Annotated in this window: 19 protein-coding genes; 16 read left to right on the top strand and 3 right to left on the bottom strand. The window is 66.5% G+C overall.

Annotated features, from left to right (window positions below; translation table 11 throughout):
- Positions 1–4 precede the first annotated feature (4 nt).
- Positions 5–2,317, bottom strand: coding sequence for an alpha-N-acetylglucosaminidase (locus VGI62_RS06280; protein ID WP_331503547.1), 2,313 nt, complete (start codon positions 2,315–2,317; stop codon positions 5–7).
- Between the two features lie 224 nt (positions 2,318–2,541).
- On the opposite strand from VGI62_RS06280, the gene VGI62_RS06275 reads away from it, so the two are divergent.
- The 13 genes from VGI62_RS06275 (at position 2,542) to VGI62_RS06215 (ending at position 15,736) form a co-directional block, all read left to right on the top strand.
- Positions 2,542–2,904: an EamA family transporter gene (locus tag VGI62_RS06275; protein WP_331503546.1), complete on the top strand. Its 363-nt coding sequence runs from the start codon at positions 2,542–2,544 to the stop codon at positions 2,902–2,904.
- A 67-nt stretch (positions 2,905–2,971) separates the two neighbouring features.
- Positions 2,972–3,340 (top strand): EamA family transporter, encoded by a 369-nt coding sequence (locus VGI62_RS06270; RefSeq protein WP_331503545.1) that lies wholly within the window; start codon positions 2,972–2,974, stop codon positions 3,338–3,340.
- Between the two features lie 82 nt (positions 3,341–3,422).
- Positions 3,423–4,376, top strand: a complete 954-nt coding sequence (locus VGI62_RS06265) for a fatty acid desaturase (protein ID WP_331503544.1) — start codon at positions 3,423–3,425, stop codon at positions 4,374–4,376.
- 5 nt (positions 4,377–4,381) lie between these two features.
- A complete protein-coding gene (locus VGI62_RS06260) occupies positions 4,382–5,302 on the top strand; it encodes a fatty acid desaturase (RefSeq protein ID WP_331503543.1) in 921 nt (306 codons plus the stop codon).
- A gap of 65 nt (positions 5,303–5,367) precedes the next feature.
- On the top strand, positions 5,368–6,039 hold the full coding sequence (locus VGI62_RS06255) for an MtnX-like HAD-IB family phosphatase (protein ID WP_331503542.1): 672 nt from the start codon (positions 5,368–5,370) through the stop codon (positions 6,037–6,039).
- A gap of 17 nt (positions 6,040–6,056) precedes the next feature.
- Entirely contained in the window at positions 6,057–7,451 is a 1,395-nt protein-coding gene (locus VGI62_RS06250; protein ID WP_331503541.1) for an aspartate aminotransferase family protein, read from the top strand.
- A 13-nt stretch (positions 7,452–7,464) separates the two neighbouring features.
- On the top strand, positions 7,465–8,388 hold the full coding sequence (locus VGI62_RS06245) for a hypothetical protein (protein WP_331503540.1): 924 nt from the start codon (positions 7,465–7,467) through the stop codon (positions 8,386–8,388).
- Positions 8,385–9,221: an alpha/beta hydrolase gene (locus VGI62_RS06240; RefSeq protein ID WP_331503539.1), complete on the top strand. Its 837-nt coding sequence runs from the start codon at positions 8,385–8,387 to the stop codon at positions 9,219–9,221. The genes VGI62_RS06245 and VGI62_RS06240 overlap by 4 nt, the downstream gene beginning before the upstream one ends.
- Entirely contained in the window at positions 9,214–10,326 is a 1,113-nt protein-coding gene (locus tag VGI62_RS06235; protein WP_331503538.1) for a peptidogalycan biosysnthesis protein, read from the top strand. The genes VGI62_RS06240 and VGI62_RS06235 overlap by 8 nt, the downstream gene beginning before the upstream one ends.
- Positions 10,327–10,482: 156 nt before the next feature.
- Positions 10,483–10,734 (top strand): acyl carrier protein, encoded by a 252-nt coding sequence (locus VGI62_RS06230; protein WP_331503537.1) that lies wholly within the window; start codon positions 10,483–10,485, stop codon positions 10,732–10,734.
- Between the two features lie 13 nt (positions 10,735–10,747).
- Complete coding sequence (locus VGI62_RS06225) at positions 10,748–11,986, top strand: beta-ketoacyl-[acyl-carrier-protein] synthase family protein (RefSeq protein ID WP_331503536.1); 1,239 nt, start codon at positions 10,748–10,750, stop codon at positions 11,984–11,986.
- A gap of 519 nt (positions 11,987–12,505) precedes the next feature.
- Positions 12,506–13,849, top strand: a complete 1,344-nt coding sequence (locus VGI62_RS06220; RefSeq protein ID WP_331503535.1) for a 2-hydroxycarboxylate transporter family protein — start codon at positions 12,506–12,508, stop codon at positions 13,847–13,849.
- An 87-nt stretch (positions 13,850–13,936) separates the two neighbouring features.
- Positions 13,937–15,736, top strand: a complete 1,800-nt coding sequence (locus VGI62_RS06215) for an ATP-binding protein (RefSeq protein ID WP_331503534.1) — start codon at positions 13,937–13,939, stop codon at positions 15,734–15,736.
- A 3-nt stretch (positions 15,737–15,739) separates the two neighbouring features.
- On the opposite strand, the gene VGI62_RS06210 is transcribed toward VGI62_RS06215, so the two are convergent.
- Together VGI62_RS06210 and VGI62_RS06205 are read right to left on the bottom strand one after the other, a co-directional pair.
- Positions 15,740–17,269 carry a M28 family peptidase gene (locus VGI62_RS06210; protein WP_331503533.1) on the bottom strand — a complete coding sequence of 510 codons (1,530 nt, stop codon included), beginning with the start codon at positions 17,267–17,269 and terminating at the stop codon, positions 15,740–15,742.
- Complete coding sequence (locus tag VGI62_RS06205) at positions 17,266–19,320, bottom strand: S9 family peptidase (RefSeq protein ID WP_331503532.1); 2,055 nt, start codon at positions 19,318–19,320, stop codon at positions 17,266–17,268. The genes VGI62_RS06210 and VGI62_RS06205 overlap by 4 nt, the downstream gene beginning before the upstream one ends.
- An 84-nt stretch (positions 19,321–19,404) precedes the next feature.
- Between VGI62_RS06205 and VGI62_RS06200 the strand changes: the two genes are divergently transcribed.
- From VGI62_RS06200 to VGI62_RS06190, 3 genes are all read left to right on the top strand, one after another.
- On the top strand, positions 19,405–19,902 hold the full coding sequence (locus VGI62_RS06200; RefSeq protein WP_331503554.1) for a GAF domain-containing protein: 498 nt from the start codon (positions 19,405–19,407) through the stop codon (positions 19,900–19,902).
- Positions 19,903–19,998: 96 nt separating this feature from the next.
- A complete protein-coding gene (locus tag VGI62_RS06195) occupies positions 19,999–21,180 on the top strand; it encodes an acetyl-CoA C-acetyltransferase (RefSeq protein ID WP_331503531.1) in 1,182 nt (393 codons plus the stop codon).
- Between the two features lie 12 nt (positions 21,181–21,192).
- Positions 21,193–21,885 (top strand): SDR family oxidoreductase, encoded by a 693-nt coding sequence (locus tag VGI62_RS06190; protein ID WP_331503530.1) that lies wholly within the window; start codon positions 21,193–21,195, stop codon positions 21,883–21,885.
- Positions 21,886–21,989 lie beyond the last annotated feature (104 nt).

Below are 21,989 nucleotides of genomic sequence, written 5' to 3'. Positions count from 1 at the left end.
GACCTTAAGGCCGCTCCAGGCGAGCGAGAAGCGCTTGCGTCGCGCCCACCGGATCGGCCGGACGCTGGCGGACGTAGGCGGTGTCGCGATCGACCCAGGCGTGCTCCCAGGCGGTTATCTCCGCGACCACGCCCGCCTCGTCGAAGGGACCGGTTCCGGCGGCGCGAAGCGCGCTGAGGAACTGCTGCCACCGCGGGAGGTAGAAGTCGCGGTAGAGGCCCTGCCAGGCCTTGGAGGCGTAGTCGGCGAGGTTGCCGTCACCGCCCCAGATGGTCACCTGGGCCTTGGCGTTCAGGACATAGGCGCGCGCGTCGCCGGCATTGTCGGCGTAGGCGCGCGCCTCGTCGATCCAGCTGGCCAGGCAGTCGGTCTGGACGCCCAGCAAGGCGTCAAGCGCCTGGGCCAGGTCCTCGATTTTGCGACGTACCTGATCGCCGCTCGCCAGGTCGCCGCGCCGGTAAGCCGCCACAGCCTGCTGGATAAGGACGTCGATGTCCTCGCTGACCATATGGCGGCTGGCGTCGACCAGATCGGCGACGAAGAGCGCCTGCTCGGCGAAGGCCGGCGCCAGCCGCGCAAGGTCGCCGACGGCGGCTGCCAGCTTGGCGCGGTCGCCGGGGTGGCCCGGAAACTCGACGACGGTGGCCGATGGCCGTTTGCAGAAGAGGTAGGCGCCGGCCTTGCCGTTCCACCAGCGCGGCGTCCAGTAGCGGGTGGAATAGACCGCCTCGACGAGGAGCTGAAGCGCGGCTTCAAGCTCGGGTGTGGTCCGCCCGTAGCGCGACTTGGCATAGGTCGAAAGCCAGGCCGGCAGGGAGGCGGCTCCAGCGTTCCAGGCCAAGTCATAGGCCGCTTCGTACACAATGGAATTGTTATGCAGGCCTTCAGGGAACATTCCGAAGCCCGCCAGCCGCCCGGCTTGCGGGTTCGCCGACATCGCCGCCAGGTCGCGGCGGTAGTAGTCGAGGTCGCCGTAGACAGGGTTGCTGGCGCCATAGTTGTGGACGTAGCCGTAGATCCACCGCTTGCCGCCGAAGGCATGGGCGGTGCGCCAGCTGTCCGGATAACGGTCATTGCCGATGTCGAGAATCATCAGCCTGTCATCAGGAACCTGGCTCAGGTAGGCGCCGATCGCCTCTGCGTCCCAGAATTTCTGGTCGGCCCCGAACAGCCAGCCCTGCATCACCCACACAGCGTCCGGTCGGCTCTGGCGGAACGCATCATGGATCGCCTTGCCGTAGGCCGCCAGCCGCCGGGCTTTCAGCGCCGGATCGACAGGCTTGGCGGGGACCGCGCTTGTGGTGGGGGCCGTCCCGTCGGCGAACGCGTTGGGGGCGTCGGATCCACCGACATCGATGGGCGGCGTCATCTCGTTGAAGGAGTCGGCGAGGTAGTAGGTCCCGCGACCGTAGGTTTCTGTGTAGAGCGCGAGGAACCGGCCGGCCAGTTTGGCGAACAGAGGATCGGCCGGGTCGAGCCAGTAGGTCTCATGAAAGCCGGCGCCGGCCCGCATCCGGTAGATGCGGGCCTTGGGATGCTTCAGCGCAAAGGCCTTGGGCACATAGCCACCGAAGGCCGGCAGTATGGGGCTCATGCCGAGCTCACCCATTCGGCCCAGGATCTGCCGCTGGAGATCTCGTTTCCTGTCGATCCAGGCGGCAGGCAACGGGGCGCGATAGCCCTCGATGTTGCCCATCCGCTGCCAGGGCGTGAAAGCCGGTCCGGAGAAATAGCCGGCAAGTTCGGTCTCGCTCAGGCCCCCCTCGCGCCACAGCGCCCGCCACACGAATTCCTGGCCCTCCATCGCCAGCGGCATGTCGATCCCATGGACTGCCATCCAGTCGATCTCGCGGCTCCAGCGCGGCCATCCCCACCAGGGCGTCGTGTACCCATAGGTGCAGGTGTTCAGGTATGCGCGATGCTGGAAGGGACTTTCCACACGACCGCTGGTGAACTCGGCCAAATCCTTGGGCCAGGCGACGCGGTCGCCCTCCCAACTGACATGCGCAACGCCGGCGTCGCGCAGCCCGGCGTAAACGCCGCGCGCGAGCGCCACTGGCGTATCGCCGCGGACCGAGATCTTGCCGTTTCGGTTTTCGACGGCGTACCAGGGTGGCGATCCCTCGTTGGGGGAGGGCTCCAGGGTCATCGCGATATCTCCGGCGGCGGCTCCGAAAAGCCGCGTCAGAACGTCGCGGGCCCCGCCCGGATCAGGTTTGTTGGGGGCCGAAAGCGCCGGCCGGCCCGCGGCGAATAGCCAAGCCCCCAGGGACTGCGACAGAGCCTGCCGACGGGAAATGGGCCAAGACCTGTTCATTCGTCCGGGAGGGGTCTCTGATTCAGTGAACTCGCCATGCTCGTAAAGCTGACGGCAGGAAGGTGACCTGATTGCGGGCGGCTGTCGAAATTCGCAATCCCGGCGTTGGGCACGGTCCGCCGCCAACGCAGAAGCACGGAAGTCCCGGCTTTCGCCGCCGACGGTTCGCGTGGCGGCGCTTTTCCCATATTGATCACCGCTGCGGGGTGGGCGGAAGGCAATTCATGAGTGCGCTGGCGTGGGTTTTGTTTTCCCTGACCGTGCTGCTCGACGTGTTCGGGCAGACGGCCTTCAAGCTGGGCCTTGACAGGATCGGCCACGCCGCGGGGCCGCTGTTCTGGCGTTCGGTGGCGACCAGCCCATGGATCCTTGCAGGTTTTCTCGGCTACTGCGTCGAGGCCGTCTCCTGGATGTATGTACTGGGGCATGCGCCGCTCTCCATCGTGGGTCCGATGGCGGCGCTTTCCTATGTTGGGGTGGTCCTGGCGGGGAGGCTTTTCCTGGGTGAGCGAGCGCGGGCGCGACGTTGGATCGCAGCGGGGCTCGTCACCCTGGGCGCAGGCCTAGTAGGCGCCAGCCTTGGTTGAGGTCGACCGCACAGCCCCGACATCCGCCCATCCACGCAGCCGACAAGCCGTCATCTGGGGGTGGCTCTTGTTCGTCGCCGTCGAGACCGCCACCCAGGTCACCTTCAAATACGCCGGCGCGACGCTCGACGATCGATCAGGGCTCGCCCACCTTGTTGGCCAGGCCCTGGCGACCCCGATCGTGCTGCTGGGATTTGCGCTCTATTTCTGCGGCTTCCTGATCTGGATGACCATTCTGAAGGACGCAGATCTCGGCCGCGCCTTTCCAATGACGGCGATCATCTACGTCAGCACGCTCGCAAGCGCGGTGATCCTCTTCCATGAGATGCTCAATCCGATGCGTATCGTGGGCGTCCTGGTGATCGCCTGTGGCGTGGCGCTGCTTGCCTCGGACCGGGGTCCGGAAAAGCCGGGCGAAGGCGGGCCTTCGCAGTGACGCCGCGCACGCCGAAGGCCTACCACATTGCGGCCGGAATCCCTGCGCCTGAATATGATCCGACCAAGTCAGAGGCGATCGCTTGACCAGCTCCTCCGTTCCTCATCGCGGTCTCTTCCGGGCCAGCCCGTGGGACGTCGTGCCCGCGACCCTGGCGCTGGTCCAGCTCGGGCTGGTGGCGGCGTTCTTCGTCGCGTGGCCGGCCCTTTCCTGGCCGAGCCGGATCTCACTGCTGCTGCTCTACGCCTTCAGCGTGGGCTGGAACCTGAACTCGGTCGCCCACAACTTCATCCATAACCCGTTCTTCAGGTCGGAGCGGCTGAACCGGTTGATGAGCCTGGTGATCACCCTGGCGCTGATCACGCCGCAGACCATGTACCGCTACGTCCACCTGAAGCATCACGCCGGCAATGCAGACCGTCCGAACGCCGACGGCGTCACCATCGACCCACTGTCGATCTACCAGTTCGGGCGCGACGGGAAAGCCGAGCCGATGCTTTCGTACGTGTTCCTGCAGTACTTTCGCGACGACGACCCGTTCGCGCTCGCCCGCAAGATTGGCGTCAAGCGGCCGCGTGAAGCCCGCCAGGCTCTCTTTGAGTTCTGGTCGGTCATCCTGGTTTTCGGGGCGTTGCTCGCGTTCGGCATTGTGAGCGAGCGATGGGCGTTCACGCCGCTGATGGTCGTGGCGAGCTACCTTGGCCAGTGCCTCTCCAACCTCAACGGGTACTACGAGCACCTGGGCGGCAACCCGGACAAACCGATCGCTTGGGGTGTGTCGACCTATGGCCGGATCTACAACTGGGTCTTCCTCTTTAACGGCTACCACGCCGAGCATCACTATCGTCCAAAGGTCCACTGGACAAAAATGACGGCGCTCCATCGCCAGATCGCCGAGGAGCAGCGGCGCGAGGGTGTTTCGGTGATCGGATGGGCGCACTTTCTCGGCTTCCTGGACCCGAAGACGCACCGCGTACCCACGGCCAGACGCAGAAGGGTCGTGCTCGCCGGTGATGATCCTTCGGTGGCGTCATGACGCTGATGGATCGACAACGGACGAAACCGCGGCCGCACGCCGGACTGTTCCGCTATTCGGCCTGGGACGTCCTCCCGGCGGCTTTGGCCTACGCCCATCTGGCGCTGTTGCTGGTTTTCTTCCTGGCGTGGCCTCAGATGACCTGGCTCGAGCGGAGCGCAGGCGCGGTGCTCTACGCGCTCGCGATCGGATGGAGTCTGGATTCGGTCTCCCACAACTTTATCCACAACCCCTTCTTCGCCTTCGAGCCGGCGAACCGAATCACCAGTCTCGTGCTGACCCTCGCGCTCGGCACGCCCCAGACCATGTACAAGTACGTGCACATGCGTCACCACGCCGGCAACTCAGACCGGATCGGGGCCGACGGAAGCACGGTCGATCCGATCTCGCTTTACCAATACGGCGGCGACGGCAAGGTTGAGCCTGCCTGGTCCTATGTCCTGCGCCAGTTCTGGCGCGACGATGGTCCCTTCACGGTGGCGCGCGCGATCCGCGCCAGGCGGCCGCGGGAGGCGCGCCAGGCGTTGCAGGAGTTTTGGGCCATCGTCGTGGTCTACGGGGCCCTGCTGGTCCTGAACTGGCGCTTTGTTCTGTTCCTCGCCCCATTCTACTACCTGGGCCACTGCCTATCGTTCCTGATCGCCTGGTACGAGCACGCCGGCGCCGACCCAGACCAGCCGATCGCGACCGGGGTTTCGACCTATGAGCCCATCTATAACTGGGCCTTCCTGAACAACGGCTATCACGCCGAGCATCACCACCAGCCCAAGGTCCACTGGACGAAGATGCCGGCGGTGCGCGAAGCATCGCGCGATGTGCAGCTGGCGGCCGGAGTGCGCACCCTGAGATACGCACATTTCCTCGGCTTTCTCGATCGCGCGGCGCCACGAGTCGCCACCGCGATGCCGGCTCGCCAGCGTGGCTGAGGCGCCTGGCTTGCCGCGCCGTCATTGAGACGGGAAGTGCAGCGTTTCAGGTCCGCGAACAACAAATGCGCATCTATTGCGATTTCGACGGGACCATCAGCCGGCGGGATTCGACCGATTTCATACTGGAGGCGCTAGCCGATCCCGACTGGCGCCGGCTTCAGGTGGAGTGGGAGGCAGGTCGGATATCGGCTGACGTATGCATGCGCGGCCAGGTGGCTTTGATCGGCGGCGCCGACGCTGACCTCGACGAACTGCTCGACACCGTCGAACTGGACCCCGGGTTCGCCGCCTTCGTGGAATGGGCCGAGAGGCGGGGGCTTCCGCTCGGCGTCGTGAGCGACGGCGTCGACTATTTCATCGCCAGGATCCTGTCGCGCCATGGCTTGCAGCGGCTGCCGGTCGTCGCCAATAACCTGGTCGGATCGCCTGGACGGCGGCGCCTGGAACACCCGCCAAAGCCGATCGACTGCGCGAGCGGATCGGGTGTCTGCAAGTGCCAGGCGACGTCGGGCGCCTCGGGAGCAGGCCCGCTGGTGTTCGTGGGCGACGGCCGTTCGGACTACTGCGTCGCCGCTCGCGCTGACGTCTTGTTTGCCAAGGGCGCCTTAGCCATACACAGTGCGGAGCGGGGGCAAGCCTATCATCCGTTCGACACGTTCCGTGACGTCTTGCGGACTCTCGAATGGCTGGCCGGCGACCACCTGCCATCCCGACTTAGTGCCGCCTGCGACTGACCCCTTCGGAGTTCTAGATGTACGACGCCCCAGCCGCCCCTTTGAGCGAAGCCGAGCTTCGCAGCCTGGATGCTCAATATTGCTCGTGGGGCGACACGGTCCACTATCTGGACAACCCGAAGTTCTTCGAAACCTGCAACGGTTCGTACATGTACGACGCCGAGGGCCGCGCGTTTCTGGATCTCCAGATGTGGTACTCGACGGTCAATTTCGGCTATCGCAATCCGCGACTTAACGCCGCCGCCCATCGTCAGCTGGACCACCTGCCGCAGGTCGCGTCGCAACATCTGCACCGCGAGAAGGTCGAGTTGGCGGCGTTGATCGCCTGCGACGCGGAAGCCAAGTTCGGCGCGAAAGGCCGCGTGCACTTCAACGTGGGTGGCGCGCAGGCCGTCGAGGACAGCCTGAAGCTGGTGCGCAACGCCTGCGGCGGCAAGAGCCTGATGTTCGCCTTCCAGGGCGGCTATCACGGCCGCACCCTGGGCGCGTCTGCGATCACTTCGTCTTACCGTTATCGCCGCCGGTTCGGACACTTCGGCGATCGCGCCCATTTCGTCGAGTTCCCCTACGCCTTCCGCGGCCCCAAGGGCATGAGCAAGGAAGAGTACGGCGCCCAGTGCGTGCGGAACTTCGAGCGGCTCTTCGAGAGCGAATTCCACGGGGTGTTCGACCCCAAGGCCGGCGAGGCGGAGTTCGCCGCCTTCTACGTCGAGCCAATCCAGGGGACGGGCGGCTACATCATCCCGCCGAAGAACTTCTTCATCGAATTGAAGAAGGTGCTCGACCGCCACGGCATCCTGCTGGTGGTCGACGAGGTGCAGATGGGCATCTACCGCACCGGCAAACTGTGGTCGATCGAGCACTTCGGCGTGCAGCCCGACGTCCTGGTGTTCGGCAAGGCCGTCACCAACGGACTGAACCCGCTCTCCGGCATCTGGGCCAGGGAAGAACTGATCAACCCCGGCGTATTTCCGCCCGGCTCGACCCACTCGACGTTCAATGCGAACCCGATGGGCACCGCCGTTGCGCTGGAAACCCTGCGCATGGCCGCCGAGGGCGACTATGAGCGGTCGGTCGCGGAGAAGGGGGCCTACTTCCTCGACGGCTTGAAGGATTTGCAGACCCGCTGGCCGCAGCTCGGCGACGTCGACGGACTGGGCCTGGCGTTGCGGGCGGAGCTTTGCGAGGCCGATGGCTTTACGCCGAACAAGGCGCTCTTGGACCGAATGGTCGCCGAGGGCCTCAAGGGTGACCTCGATGTGGCCGGCAAGAAGATGGGGCTGATCCTCAACGTCGGCGGCTACTACAAGAATGTCATCACGCTCGCGCCGTCTCTGGACATCACGACGCTGGAGATCGACCTGGCGCTGAAGCTGCTGGAGATGCTTCTGCGGCGCTGCGTGACCGCCTAGGGCGCAGGGGTTCATGCGCGCAGCGCTGTTACATCTGGACGACGCCCTGATCCGGCAGCAGGCCCTGGTCGCGCAGGTGACGGCTCTTGGCGGACGAGCCGTTGACCTGCGCGACCTGGGCCCGGCGTTGCGCCTGTGGAGCCGTGCGCCAGCGCTTGAGGACCTGCGCGCCCGGCTTGCCGAGGCCCTGCCGCCGAGCGGCGGACCGACCCTGGTCTTCTCGGGATCCGGGGACTTCCATCACGTCACGCCGCTCCTGCTTGAAAGGGCGATCGAAGCTGCGGGCCGCCCGGCCGTCACCGTCGTGCATTTCGACAACCACCCTGACTGGGTCCGTTTCGCCAACGGCGTTCATTGCGGGTCGTGGGTGGGTAGGGCCGCACGCATGGAGCAGGTGGCGCGCGTGATAACCGTGGGGGTCTGCAGCCAGGACATCCGGCGACCGAACCCACGGCGCGCGGACCTCGACCTGCTCGCCGAAGGGCGCCTCGAACTCTATCCCTATCGCGCCCCCGACGGCGCGGCTTGCGCGGAGCTTGGCGGACGGCAATGGCCGACGATCGAGGCGATGGGGGAGGCTGAGTTTGCGACGTTCCTGCCCGGCCGGATCCAGACGGAGGCGATCTACATCACGATCGACAAGGACGTCCTGCGCCCGAAGGACGCCGCCACCAACTGGGACCAGGGGCGCACCAGCCTGGCCTACCTGAGACGCTTGCTGGTCGGATTGCTGCGGAACCACCGGCTGATAGGCGCCGACGTCCTCGGCGACTGGTCGCCGGCTATCTACGGGGGCGGTGCGCTGAGCTGCGTGCTGAAGCAGGGTGAGGCCTTGCTCGATCAGCCGTGGAGCCGACCGCCGCAAGCGGCGCGGGCCGCCGGCGAAGCCGTCAATCTCAATCTGCTCGATCTCATCGCCGATGGAGCGAGCGGATGAAGGATCGCAGTTTCCGGGTTCGCGGCGACGGGCGAAGGGGTGTCATGCTGCTGCACGGCCTGACGGGCGCCCCGGGCGAGATGAAGGCCGTCGGGCGGGTGCTCAACCGCAGGGGGTTCGAGCTCTATGCGCCGCTGCTGGCGGGGCACGGCGGAACCGAGGCCGACCTCCTGAAAACCGGTTGGCGCGACTGGGTGGATTCGGCGCGCGAGGCTTATCTCAAGTTCGCCCGAGAGGTGGACGAGGTCTATGTGGCGGGTATCTGCGCCGGCGGGGCGATCGGCCTTGAGCTCTGCGCGCAGTTCCCTGAAATCCGCGGCGCTGCGGTCTATTCGATGCTGTTCGAGTACGACGGCTGGAACATGCCCAAGATCACCACCGGCGCACCGGTGATCCAGGCGGTCGCCAACCTTCCCCTCATCCGGCGCTTGAGCTTCGTCCAGCCGCATCCCTATGGCCTGAAGGATGAGCGGCTGAGGACCATGGCCGCCCACGCCCTGCAGTCCATGATCCCGGGCGCGCTGGAGCGGATGCCGCTGGGCTGCATGCACCAGCTTTATCGCCTGGCGCGCCATGTGGAACGCGTGGCGCCCCAGGTTCGCGCGCCGGTATTGATTGTCCACGCCCTCGAGGACGACATGGCCAACCTGCGCAACGCCTACCGTCTGCGCGACGCCCTGGGCGGGCGCACCGAGGTCTTCGTGTTGGAAGACAGCTACCACATGGTCCACGTCGACAAGGAGCATGCCCGCGTCGGCGAGTTGACCGCCGCCCTCTTCACCGCAGCCTCGGCCGTGACGGAGCAACGCCAGCGCGAGATGGTCGATGCTTAAGGCCCAGGTCGTGGACAGCCTGGCCGGCCAGGACCGGGCCAGCTGGGACGCACTCTTCCCGGACGTGCTGGAGGGTTACGACTACCTGACCGCCGTTGAGCGGGCCGCACTTCCAGGATTTCGCTGGCGTTACATCCTGGTCAGCGAGGGAGACCTGCTTGTGGCCGCCGCGCCGGCGTTTCATACCGACTACGGCCTGGAGACGACGCTTGTCGGCGCGCCTCGCAGGGTCATTGAGAGCGTGCGTCGCGCCGTTCCGAACGCGCTCACCCTGCGGTTGGCCTGCATCGGATCGCCCTGCACCGTGACAGCCAGCCTCGGCATCGCGGCCCGGGTGGCCGAGCCCGACCGGCCGCAGCTCCTGCGGGTCCTTCTGGAGGCGTTCGAACAGGACGCAATGCAGGCCCGCTGCGGTCTCTTCGCCTCGAAGGACGTCATCGCTGCCGACCGGCCCCTGTGGGACGCAGCCGCCGGTCCTTTGGGTTATCGACCGATCGCGAGCCTCCCGATCGCCGACCTGGACATCGATTTCGCCAGCCTCGAGGAATACCTGGGACGCCTGAGCGCCGGCACACGCAAGGACATGCGGCGAAAATTACGAGCTCTGCCGCGGGTTCGAATCGAGTTCCGGACCGAGATCGATGATGTGCTCGACCGCGTGATGGCGCTCTACGCCGAGACTCGGGCGCGGGCCGACATGTCGTTCGAGAATCTGACCGCCGATTACTTCCGCGGCGTCACCCGCCAGATGGGCGCAGGGGCTTTCTATGTGCTCTATTTCCAGGACGACGACCTCTTGGCCGCCAACCTGTTGCTGCAGGACGATGCGGTCCTCTTGGACAAGTACTTCCTGATGGACGCCGAGCGCGGCCGGTCCCTCAACCTCTATTTTCTGAGCTGGTTCACCAATGTGCGGCTGTGCCTGGAGCGCGGGCTGGAACGCTACGAGTCAGGCCAGGCGGCCTATCGGAACAAGCTCAGGCTCGGCAGCCGCCTGACGCGCACGTCGATCTATTTTCGGCATCGAAACGCCGTCGTAAACGGCGCCATGCAGCTCTTCGCGCCGCTCTTCGCCGCGGACCCCACAGTGGGGTTGGCCGCATGAGCGGGGCGTGGCGAGCGGCGGAACTTGCAATGGCCTATCCCGATTACTCTCCTCGCTTTGCCTACGGACCGGGTACGTTGAGGATCAATGGCTTTCGCGGCGTCCAGGGTCCAAGGACGCTGTGGGGGCGGACGGTCTTACTGAAAAGAAGGTGTGATGGCCCAGATTGTGCCCAGTGACGATGAGCTCTTCGACGTCATCGCAAAAGAAGCCCTTGTCGACCGGGCCGCGCTCAAGCGCGAGGCTGCTCTGGAAGACCTCGGCATCGCGTCGCTCGACGTGATCAGCGTGCTCTTCGAGGTCGAGGAACGCTTCGGCATCGTCGTCGAGGAGAGTGAGCTGACGGATTGCAAGACCCTGGGCCAGCTGATGGATAAGCTGAAAGCCCGGGCTCAAGCCCCGGCCTGAGACAGAGCCAAAAGTGAAACGGATAGCCGTGACGGGGCTGGGCGCGGTTTCCGCGCTGGGCGCTTCGACCGACGAGAACTGGCAGGCGGTGAGCGCAGGACGCGGCGGTATCGCGCGCTGCGTCATCGGCGATTCGCCCTATGGCCCCGGCGGGTTGGAATTGCCGATGGCCAGGGTCGCCGAGGGCTACGGCGCGGCGCTGGACGAGGCGCTCGGCCGACCGACGTCGGGTGGCCTCGATCCCTTCGCCGCCTTCGCGCTCGCGCCGGCGCTCGAAGCCCTGGAGCAATCTGGCCTTCGCGGCGACGCTGTCCTGAAGGAGCGGACGGCAATCATCTTCGGTCACGGCCAGGGCGGGCTGGCGACCCTTGAGGCGGGCTATGAGCGGTTTTTCGGGATGAAGCAGGCCCGCATGCATCCCTCCACGGTGCCAAAGGTCATGGTCAGCGCCGGCGTAAGCGCTGCAGCCATGGCGTTTGAGATCCGCGGCCCGGTGTTCTCCATCTCCAGCGCCTGCGCGTCCTCCGCCCACGCCATCGCCCAGGGCGCTGCGATGATCGCCATGGGCCAGGTCGACGCGGCGCTCGTCGGCGGCAGCGAAGCGGTGTCCACGGCGGGGAGCGTGCGCGCCTGGGAGGCCATCCGGGCGATGTCGCCGGTGACGTGCCGGCCGTTCTCCGCCGATCGTGACGGGATGGTGCTGGGCGAGGGCGGCGCCGTCTTGATGCTCGAAGCTTGGGATCACGCCCAGGCGCGTGGCGCGACGATCCTTGGCGAACTGGTCGGCTGGGGCATGTCGTCCGACGCTTTCCACATCACGCAACCTTCGCCGGAGGGCCAGGCGAGGGCCATTCGCCAGGCCGCCACCCAGGCCGGCGTCCTCGAACGCGATGACATCCTGATCTCGGCGCATGGCACCGGGACGCCGCTCAACGATGCCGCCGAGACCTCCTCGCTGGTGGAGGTCTTCGGCGATCGCGCGCGTGCGATGCCGGTGATCGCCACCAAGAGCGCTCACGGCCACCTGATCGGAGGCTCCGCGGCCCTTCAGTCGGTGCTGGGATTGCGGGCGCTCGCCGAGGGCCTGGCGCCGCCGATCCAGAACTTCACCCGCCGCGACCCGGCCTGTGACCTGGACCTCGTGGTCGGCGAAGCGCGGCCGATCACGGCGGGCCTGCTTCTTCAGAACGCCTTCGCGTTCGGCGGATTGAACGTGGCGCTGCTTTTTGCGGCTCCGTCGGGAGGCTCGTGAGGCAGGCACGTCCCGTCATGGCGCGCCGGCAGGCAGCTTCACGTACAACGGCATGCTGAAATCCAGCACGATCGAGTTGCCCTCGAACCGGTTCCTGACGTTGAACTCGTGAAAGCCCGTGCAGCCTGAGGGTCGCGGGGATCTTGTCCGCGATCTTGAAGTTCCAGGCCCTGGTCAGGCCGATGTGCCGGTTGGGCTGAGAGGGCCGCCGCGAGCGCGGCCCTGCAGGCAGGCCTGCGCCGCGCGCACTGCGCCACCGAGGGGGAATGGATCCCGCGAGGCCCATGAACTCATCCCCTGTGCCGATCCGCTGGCGACAGCGTGACAACGGGGGACGGTCCCTCCCATGGGGTGAATCCCGGAAAGCGGGGGCTTGGACCAATGACGCCCGGCGACCGTGTTCGACCGCGGCTTTGCCTTGGCGCGGCGTGTGGACTTGTTGAGTTCGGACATGTGACGCTCCGCGGTGAGTCCTGTCAGCCAGCCGTGATGGTGCGGAGACGGGATTGGACCTGACGCATGGCCGGGACCGCGGAGGACGAGACTGCAGCGCCTGCCGGGCCCTCGGGCCAACCGGCCCGCTGGTGGCGGATCATGGACCTGCGAATGGGGATCGTGCCGGTCCCGGTAGCCTGCGTGGGGCTCGCGATCGTGTCCGCCTTCGTCTGGCTGGGCGCGCCGCCTTCCGACATCCTGATGAATGTCGTGGTGCTCACGGTGGGCGGCTTTGCCTGCGCCGAGCTCGGCAAGCGAACGCCGGGCCTGAGGAGTCTTGGACTGGCGGCGATCCTGGCGACCTTCCTGCCATCTTACCTGGTCTATGCGCGGGTTCTGCCGGCGGCGCTGGTCACCTCGATCTCGACGTTCACCGACAACTCCAATTTCCTCTATCTGTTCGTCGCAGCCATCATCGTAGGCTCAATTCTCGGGATGGACCGCAGGGCTTTGATCGCAGGCTTTGCGAAGATCTTCGCCCCCCTGGTCATAGGTTCCATCGTCGCCGCGGGCGTGGGCTGCGCAGTGGGGACGGCGCTGGGGCTCGGCCTAAAACACACCTTCTTCAAGATCGTCGCCCCGATCATGGCGGGGGGCGTGGGCGAGGGAGCAATTCCGCTCACCGTGGGCTACGCCCAGGTGAGCCACCTGCCGCAGGGCGAGCTCTTCGCCGAGGTGCTGCCCCCCGTGATGTTGGGGAGCCTGACGGCGATCCTGTTGGCCGGGATGCTGAACGGCCTCGGCAAGCGCTGGCCGCACCTGACAGGCGAAGGCCGCCTGCAACCGGGCGAGCGCGACGTCCCGCTGACCGGGGGCGATGCCGTGAGGCCCCCGGTGACCCCCGCCGATGTCGGCGCCGCGCTGGTCATGGCAGTAACCCTTTACCTGGCCGGCGCTCTGGCCCAGAAGCTTTGGGGCTGGCCCGGGCCCGTCGTGATGCTGGCGCTGGCGGTGGCGGTTAAGCTCGCTCGGGTGGCTTCGCCCAGCCTCGAACGCGGCGCCTTCGCCAACTTCCAGTTCTTCTCGACCTGCGTGACCTATCCGCTGCTGTTCGCTATCGGCGTGGCCAAGACGCCGTGGGCCAAGCTCATGAACGCCTTCAACCTGCCGACCCTGGCGACCATTCTGGCGACAGTGGCGGCCCTTGTGGGGACGGGCTTCCTGGTCGGTCGGCTCGTGAAGCTCTATCCGATCGAGGCGGCGATCGTGAACGCCTGCCACTCGGGCCAGGGCGGCACCGGCGACGTGGCGATTCTGACAGCCGCCAATCGCATGCAGCTGATGCCTTTCGCCCAGATCGCCACCCGCATCGGCGGGGCGATCATGGTCACTCTGACGCTGATCCTCTTCGCCCGCGTCGGGACTTGAAACGACCGACGGCGACGTCGCCATGTTTGGTGGGCGGTTAACTCGAATCAGCGAACATTGATCCGACAAATATGGGGGGGATGGCTGTTGAGCGGTGTCGCCGACAGCGCACGGGTCGACAACCGGACGGCGACGCCGTCGGGGCTCAGCCTCTATGCCGCCTCGATGCGCAATCTGTTTCCGCGGCTGGTCAGCAGCACCGCGGTGGGCCTCGTGGCCGGCTGGTATGTCGGCTGGGGCTGGGCGCTGGCCTGGTCTTGCTTCGTCTGGGCCAACCTTTGGATGTCCAGCGCCCTGATGAACGCCGCGGCGCGGCAACGGGCGACGCCATGGGCCAGCCGCATCGCGCTTGCGGTCTCCGCCAACAGCTTCATCGGCACCGTGACCCAGGTAGGTATGGTCGTTGCGCTGTGGCGCCAGGGCGGGGAGGTTCCGCAGGCGTTCGCCTTCGTGACCCTCTTCATCGGCTCGGCCTACGTTCTCCTGCAATACTATGCCGACCTGAGGCTCTTCCGCCTGCTGCTGGCGCCCTACGTTGCAGTGCTGATCTACATCGCCTTCGATGTGGGCAGCTCGGCCAGCTGGGATTGGCGGGCCGTCGGCAGCGTGGGGGCCGCGGCGGTCAGCCTGGTGAATTTCTTCTACCTTTCGCGGCGTCTGCTCGACCGTTCGCGCTCAGCCCTGCGCCAGGCGCGCCAGCGCGCGCAGCAGGGGGAAGTCGCTGCGGAGTCGGCGAACGCCGCCAAGAGCACCTTCCTGGCGACCATGAGCCACGAGATCCGCACGCCATTGAACGGCGTCCTGGGAATGGCCCAGGCCATGGCCGGCGACGAGCTTACGGAGCGTCAGCGCGATCGCCTTTCGGTGATCCATCGCTCCGGCGAGGCTCTGCTGGCGATCCTCAACGACGTACTCGACCTCTCGAAGATCGAGGCCGGAAAGCTTGAACTCGAGCAGGTGGAGTTCGAGCTCGCAGACGTCGCCAGGGGCGCCTATTCGGCGTTCACCGCGCTAGCCAACAAGAAGGGCCTCTCCTTCGCCCTGGACATCGAAAGCGCTCGCGGCCGCTACCTTGGCGACCCAACCCGGCTGCGCCAGATACTCTACAACCTGATCTCCAACGCGCTGAAGTTCACCGAGCAGGGTGAGATCCGGGTGACGAGCGTCCGCGACGGCGAGATCCTGGTGGTCTCGGTCGCCGACACCGGCGTTGGGATTGCGCCTCAGAGCCTCCCGAAGCTGTTCGCCAAGTTCGACCAGCTGGATTCCTCGACCACGCGCCGCTTCGGAGGGACCGGCCTCGGCCTCGCTATCTGCCGGGAGCTCGCCCAGCTGATGGAAGGTGAGATCTCCGTCGAGAGCCGGCTCGGCATCGGATCGAAGTTCACCATCCGCGTACCGATGCTCTGGCTGGGCGAGGAGAAGGTCCTGGGCCCCGCGGCCGCAGCGGCGGTGGAGGCTCCAGAGATCGCGCTGCGCGTGCTGGCCGCCGAGGACAACGCCGTCAACCAGTTGGTGCTGAAGACGCTGCTGCATCAAATGGGGGTCGATCCGCACGTGGTCGACAACGGTCAGGCCGCCCTCGAGGCCTGGGAGGCCGATGAGTGGGACGTGATCCTCATGGACATTCAGATGCCTGTGATGGACGGCCTGACCGCGACCGCTACGATCCGCAGCGCCGAGCGCGCCAGCGGCCGGCCGCGCACGCCGATCATCGCGCTGACCGCCAACGCCATGTCGCATCAGGTCGACCAGTACGTCGCCGCGGGCATGGATGGCCACGTGGCAAAGCCGATCCAGGCGGCCGAGCTGTTCGGTGCTCTCACCCGCGCCGCGGCGCCCGATGAGGCAAAGCCGGGCGGCGGCGCGACGGCCGAGGTCGCGTAGGTCTCAGCGGCTCCAGACCGGCGCTTCATCGGCGTCGGCCACGGCCTCGGCGAGAAGATAGAAGAAGCGATTGAAGGCGCCTGCCGCGTCGAAATCCATCGGCTGGGTCACGTCGTCCTGCGGGCGGTGGTAGCGGATCTGGTACCATTCGCGGTAGCGACGCTCGGCGTCGGTTCCCGGCAGATAGCCGAAGATGAATCCGGTCGCCGGAATGCCAGCCTGCATGAAGGGCCAGTGGTCCGCGCGCTGCAGAAGGCCCCGCTCCGGTTCCGGGTCGGCCTGGATGCGGATGTTCATCGTGCCGGCGACCAGGCGTGCGGTGCGCCCCAGGCTGGTCTGGTCTTCAGCGAGCTGGGTTAGGATGGTCAGCGGGAAGAGCGGCCGAAGCTGATCAAGGTTGATGTCGGCGACCATCGAGGTCTTCGGCACGGTGGGGTGCTCCACGAACCAGTGAGCGCCGAGCAAGCCCTTCTCCTCGCCCGTGAAGGCAGCAAACACCACGCTGCGGCGCAGGGGTTTGCCTCTGTGTTTGTCGGCGAAGCGGATCAGCGTTCCGACATAGGCCGCATCGTCGAGCGTGCCGTTATAAAGCCCGTCCCCATTGACCGGCTCACCATACCCGTAGCCATCGAGGTGGGCCGAAAGCACCAGGTTCTGACCGGCGAGCTTGGGGTCGCGCCCCGGCATCCGGGCCAGGAGGTTCTCCGCGGTGAAGTCACGCTTCGTGAGATGGAACTGCGCCTTGAGGCGACCTGGCAGATCGAAGCTGGGCAAAGGCTGCTTCGCGCCGCCGAGCTTCAGGATCGCCTGGGTGTCGCGGCCCGAGCCGGCGACCATCGTCCTGAACGCATCGGCGCTGAGGGTCATCACCGGCATGGCGGCCGCGGCCGGCGCGGGCGAGCCCGCGATGGCGACCGAGCGGGCGTAGGCAGCAGGCCAGCGCGGCGGCTCGATCGTGAAATAGGGATCGTCGACCTGGACGATGCCGGCCGCGCCGGCGGCCTGCGCCGCCTGCACCCGCTGAGCGCCGCTGGGCAGGCCGGCACGCTTGGTGTTGAAGCAGATGACCACCTTGCCGGCAGCCTCGGCGAGGTCCGACGGCGCGCAATAGCCCCGGAAGGTCATCGGCGCGTCCAGCGAGGCCGGCAGTGTGTCGGTCGGCCTGACCGTAATGTCGTGGAGGAACCGAAGCGGCGTCGCCGACCGGTCGTCGCGCCACACGTTGAAGCTCGTGCCGGCCGTTTCCACCCGGCTCTCATGGACCGGGAATTTCTGGAACCAGGTTCCGTTGTCGCCGGCCGGCTTGAGGCCCGCCGCCTTGAAGCGAGCCGCAACGACCAGGGCGGCGCGATGGTGGCCGGGAGAGCCGATGTCGCGGCCCTCCATGGCGTCGGACGACAGTGTCTCGGCGATTTCCCACCAGGCCCTGGTGTCGGGGTCGTTGATCCCGGCTGAACGAGGCTGAGCGGCCTGGGCCCCCCAGGCGATCAGGCCAGCGAGAGACAGGACAGCCAGGGCGGGGGGCGACTTCATTTGTAGCGATCGAACCAGGCGAGGATGGCCTGGGACTTGGCCGCCGCTTGCGACGGCCGCTCGGCAAGGCCGCCGTGCGATGCCCCGGGCACGCGGATCAGCGCCGTCGGCACGTCACGAAGCTGCAGGGCGTCGAAGAACTGCTCGGCCTCGGACGGCGGCGTGCGGTGGTCCTCCTCGCCGACGATGACCAGGGTCGGTGTCTTCACATTGCCCACCAGCGACAGGGGCGAGCGCGCCCAATAACCCTGTGGGTCCTCCCACGGCATCTTTCCGAACCAGGAGAGCGCCATGAAATTGTAGCCGTCGGTGGTCAGCACCTCGCTGGCCCAGTTGATAACCGGCTTCTGCGCTGCGGCGGCCTTGAAGCGATTGGTCTTGCCGACGATCCAGGCGGTCAGCGCCCCGCCCCCGGAGCCGCCGGTGACATAGAGACGATTGGGATCGACCGAGCCCCTGGCGATGGCGGCGTCCACCGCGCTCATAAGGTCGTCGTAGTCGTGGCTGGGGTAGTTCTTGTCGATCTCGTTGGCGAACGCATCGCCGTAGGAGGTCGAGCCGCGCGGGTTGGCATAGACCACCATGTAGCCGGCGGCGGCATAGAGCTGATCGTCGGTGGAGAACACCGGACCGTAGGCCGCAAACGGCCCGCCGTGGATCTCCAGGATCAACGGATATTTCCTCGACGGGTCGAAGTTGGGCGGTGTGACCAACCAGGCGTCGATCGGCTTCTTGTCGAAGGAGGAGGTGACGGCCAGGGGCTCGACCTTGGCCAGTGTCTTGGCTGTGAAAAGGTCCTCGTTGAGGTTCGTCAGGCGCTGCGCCTTGCCGGCGCGCGCTATGCCAACGTCGGGCGGCGATTGCGCATCACCCATGGTGAAAGCGACAAGCCCATTCTTGCCGACCGAGAATTGGCCGCCCGTGTAGGGACGGTCGAGCTCCGCGCCGTCGGTGAGCCCGCTGGCCACGGTCTCCATCTTTCCGTCGAGGCTGACACGGCCGATCTTGGTGACGCCGTGGTCGGCATAGCTGACGTAGATGCTCTTGCCGTCGGCGGCCCAGGCTGGCGAACTGACGCTGCGGTCGAAGCCGCCGGTGAGCACCCGGCTATTCTTGCCATCGCGGTCCATGACATAGAGCCGGACGTCATCGTAGCCGCGGTGGCCTTTGTCGTCGAAGCCGATGTAGGCGATCTTCGAGCCGTCGGGAGAGGGCGTGGGCGCCTCGTCCGGGCCGACGCGGTTCGTCAGACGGGTCAGCGTCCCATCGGCGATCGACACCTGGTAGATGTCGCTTTCCTGAGCTTCGCGTTCCCAGTTCGCCGAGCGGTTGGTGGCGAAGAGCAGGCTTTTAGCGTCCGCCGTGAAGGCGATCTGACCGCCCTCGTCATACTTTCCAAACGTCAGCTGGCGCGGCTGGCCACCGTCTGCGGAGACCACGAACAGGTGCCGATAGCCAGGCTTCAGATAGCCCGCGCCGTCGCGCCGATAGGTGACCCGATCGATGAGCTTCAGCGGCTCAGCCCACTTGGCGCCGGGCGGCGCGACCAGCGGCGCGCCCAGCGGCCGGGGTGCATTCAGGGTCAGCATGACGAAGGCCAATGTTTTGCCGTCAGGCGACCAGATGACATCGCTGGGGGCTTGTTCGAGGGTCGCGACCTTGGCCGAGCGTCCCGAAGCCACCCACCGGACATAAAGCTGCGCACCCGAGGGGCCGGCGACCACGTAGGCCAGGCGCGATCCGTCCGGCGACCAGCGCGGCGCGAAATTCTGCCCCTCGTCGACCACCAGCGGGGTCTGGGCGCCGCTTTGGGGATCGACCAGCCAGATCGACCGGTGGCCGCTGTCAGTCATGATGTCCTGGGTCGTCCGCACATACGCGATCGCCCCGCCGTCAGGTCGAACCTGCAGATCTCCGGCCGCACGAAGTGCGAAAATATCGGCGCCTTGGAACGTCCGTTTCGGCCCGTCGGCGATCTGCGCCAGGGCGGGACTGAAAGAAGCTGCCGCGCAAGAGATCGCGAGCGCGGAAACGAACAAGGCAAGACGCATAAATATACCCCGGAACTTGAAGGCGCCTAGAAAGGCCATGCCTCGGGGGTTTGTCCAGCGCGCCAGGGGCGCTACATGCATCCCATGGCCGAAGCCTTCAACGACAAGATCCTCCCCGCCGCCAAGGCCGAGCGCTATGCGACGGTCGCCCAAGAGATCGCCGCGGTGCTGGACGGCGAGGCGAACATTACGGCGCGGATGGCGACCATCGCCTCGATGCTGGCTGCCAGCTTCGACCATTACTTCTGGACCGGCTTCTATGTGGTCGATCCGGACAAGCGCGAAGAACTGGTGGTGGGACCCTACCAGGGGACGCTCGGATGCCTGCGCATAGCCTTCGGCCAAGGGGTTTGCGGGACCGCCGCGCGCAGCCGCCAGACCCAGCTCGTCGATGATGTCCGCGCCTTTCCGGGTCACATCGCCTGCGACAGCCGCTCGATGAGTGAGATCGTCGTGCCGGTGGTCGACGCCCAGGGCCATCTGATCGCCGTTTTCGACGTGGATTCCGAGAGCCCTGCAGCTTTCGACCGCCTCGACGTCGAATGGCTCGAGCGCATCCTGCAGACCAGTTTCGCGCACTAGATGGGACGCCTCGCCATTGTCTTACCCAGCGGCGCCTTCATACAGTTGTTTTGACGCGCCATCGGGCGCAGCGAATTCTTCCAAGGGAGTACGGCCATGGCCGAAGCCTATATTGTAGCAGCGACGCGCACCGCCGGCGGGCGCAAGGGTGGACGTCTCCGCGAGTGGCATCCGGCCGACCTGGGCGCAGTCGTGCTGAACGAGCTCGTGGACCGCACGGGCGTGGACCCGTCGGTCATTGAGGACGTGGTCATGGGCTGCGTCATGCAGGTCGGCGAACAGGCGACGAATATCGCGCGCGGCGCGGTCCTCGCCTCCAAGCTCCCGGAGAGCGTGCCGGCCACCAGCGTCGACCGCCAGTGCGGCTCCTCGCAGCAAGCCCTGCACTTCGCCGCTCAGGCCATCATGAGCGGCACCATGGACGTCGTCATCGCCTCAGGCGTCGAGAGCATGACCCGCGTCCCCATGGGCCTCTCGGTCGCCCTGCCGGCCAAGGAAGGCTTCGGCAATCCGATGAGCCCGAACCAACAGAAGCGCTATCCGAACATCCAGTTCAGCCAGTTCATGGGCGCCGAAATGATGGCCCAGAAGTATGGCCTGTCGAAGGATCAGCTGGACGAATACGCCTACGGCTCGCACCAACGCGCCATCGCAGCCACGCAAGCCGGCGCGTTCAAGGATGAGATCGTCGCGGTCACCGGCAAGGACGGCAAGGAGGCCGAGGGCAACCCGGTCAACCACGATAGCGACGAGGGCATCCGCTATGATTCCAGCCTCGAGGCCATCAAGGGCGTGAAGCTCCTGCGTGAAGGCGGTGCGATCACCGCCGCTACCTCCAGCCAAATCTGCGACGGCGCGTCGGGCGTGATGATCGTCTCCGAAAAGGCGCTGAAGGAATACGGACTGACCCCGCTCGCGCGTATCCACAACCTGACGCTTATCGGCCACGATCCGGTGATCATGCTGGAAGCTCCGCTACCCGCCACCGAGCGCGCGCTGAAGAAGGCGGGCATGTCGATCGACGACATCGACCTCTTCGAAGTGAACGAGGCCTTCGCCTCTGTTCCGGTGGCCTGGCTGCAGACCACCAAAGCCGACCCCGCCAAGTTGAACGTCAACGGCGGGGCGATTGCGCTCGGCCACCCGCTGGGCGCCTCGGGCACCAAGCTGATGACGACGCTCCTTCATGCGCTGAAGGCCCGCAACAAGAAGTGGGGCCTGCAGACCATGTGCGAAGGTGGCGGTCTGGCCAACGTCACCATCGTCGAACGCCTCTAGGCGTTACGTGGCATGACCGCACGCGTCATCGCCATAACCGGCGCGTTCGGCGTCCTGGGCTCCGCGGTCGCCAAGGCGGCCGCGGAGCAGGGGGCACGGCTGGCGCTGATCGATTTCGCCGAGGCGGCGCCGCCGGGGACCCCGAGCGGCGACGACGTCTTGGTGCTGGGCGGCGTCGACCTCACCGAGGCCAACAGCGCCTCGGCCGCAGTCGACGCAGCAGCGGACCGGTTCGGTGGACTGGATGTCCTGCTGAACATCGCCGGCGGCTTCTCCTGGGAGAAGCTAGAGGGCGGCGATTGGAATACCTGGCATCGGCTGTTCCTGATGAACGTGCAGACCGCGTCCAACACCTGCCGCGCAGCGATCCCGCACCTACGCCGCTCGGTGGACGGACGGATCGTCAATGTCGGCGCCAACGGCGCCTTGAAGGCGTCGCTCGGAATGGGCGCCTATGCCGCGTCGAAAGCCGGCGTCCACAGCTTGACCCAGGCTCTCTCCGAAGAACTGAAGGCCGATGGGGTCACCGTCAACGCCGTCCTGCCTTCGATCATCGACACGCCGGCCAACCGCAAGGATATGCCCAAGGCCGACTTCGCCACCTGGGTCGCGCCGCGTGACCTCGCCGCAGTGATGCTGTTCCTCGCCAGCGAGGACGCCCGAGCGGTGACTGGAGCGCTGATCCCGGTGACGGGCAGGGTCTAGGACTTGAGCTCGGCGCGGTCCGAGCGGGCGATCCCGAAGACCTGCCCGCCGGGGACTGCGAAGTAGAAGGTGGTCGTCGCCGGGTAGCTCACTTGCGGCAGGCC

It is taken from the genome of Phenylobacterium sp., assembly GCF_036495085.1.
In the GTDB taxonomy this organism is placed as follows: Bacteria; Pseudomonadota; Alphaproteobacteria; order Caulobacterales; family Caulobacteraceae; genus Phenylobacterium.
This window is presented reverse-complemented; position numbering and strand designations above follow the sequence as displayed.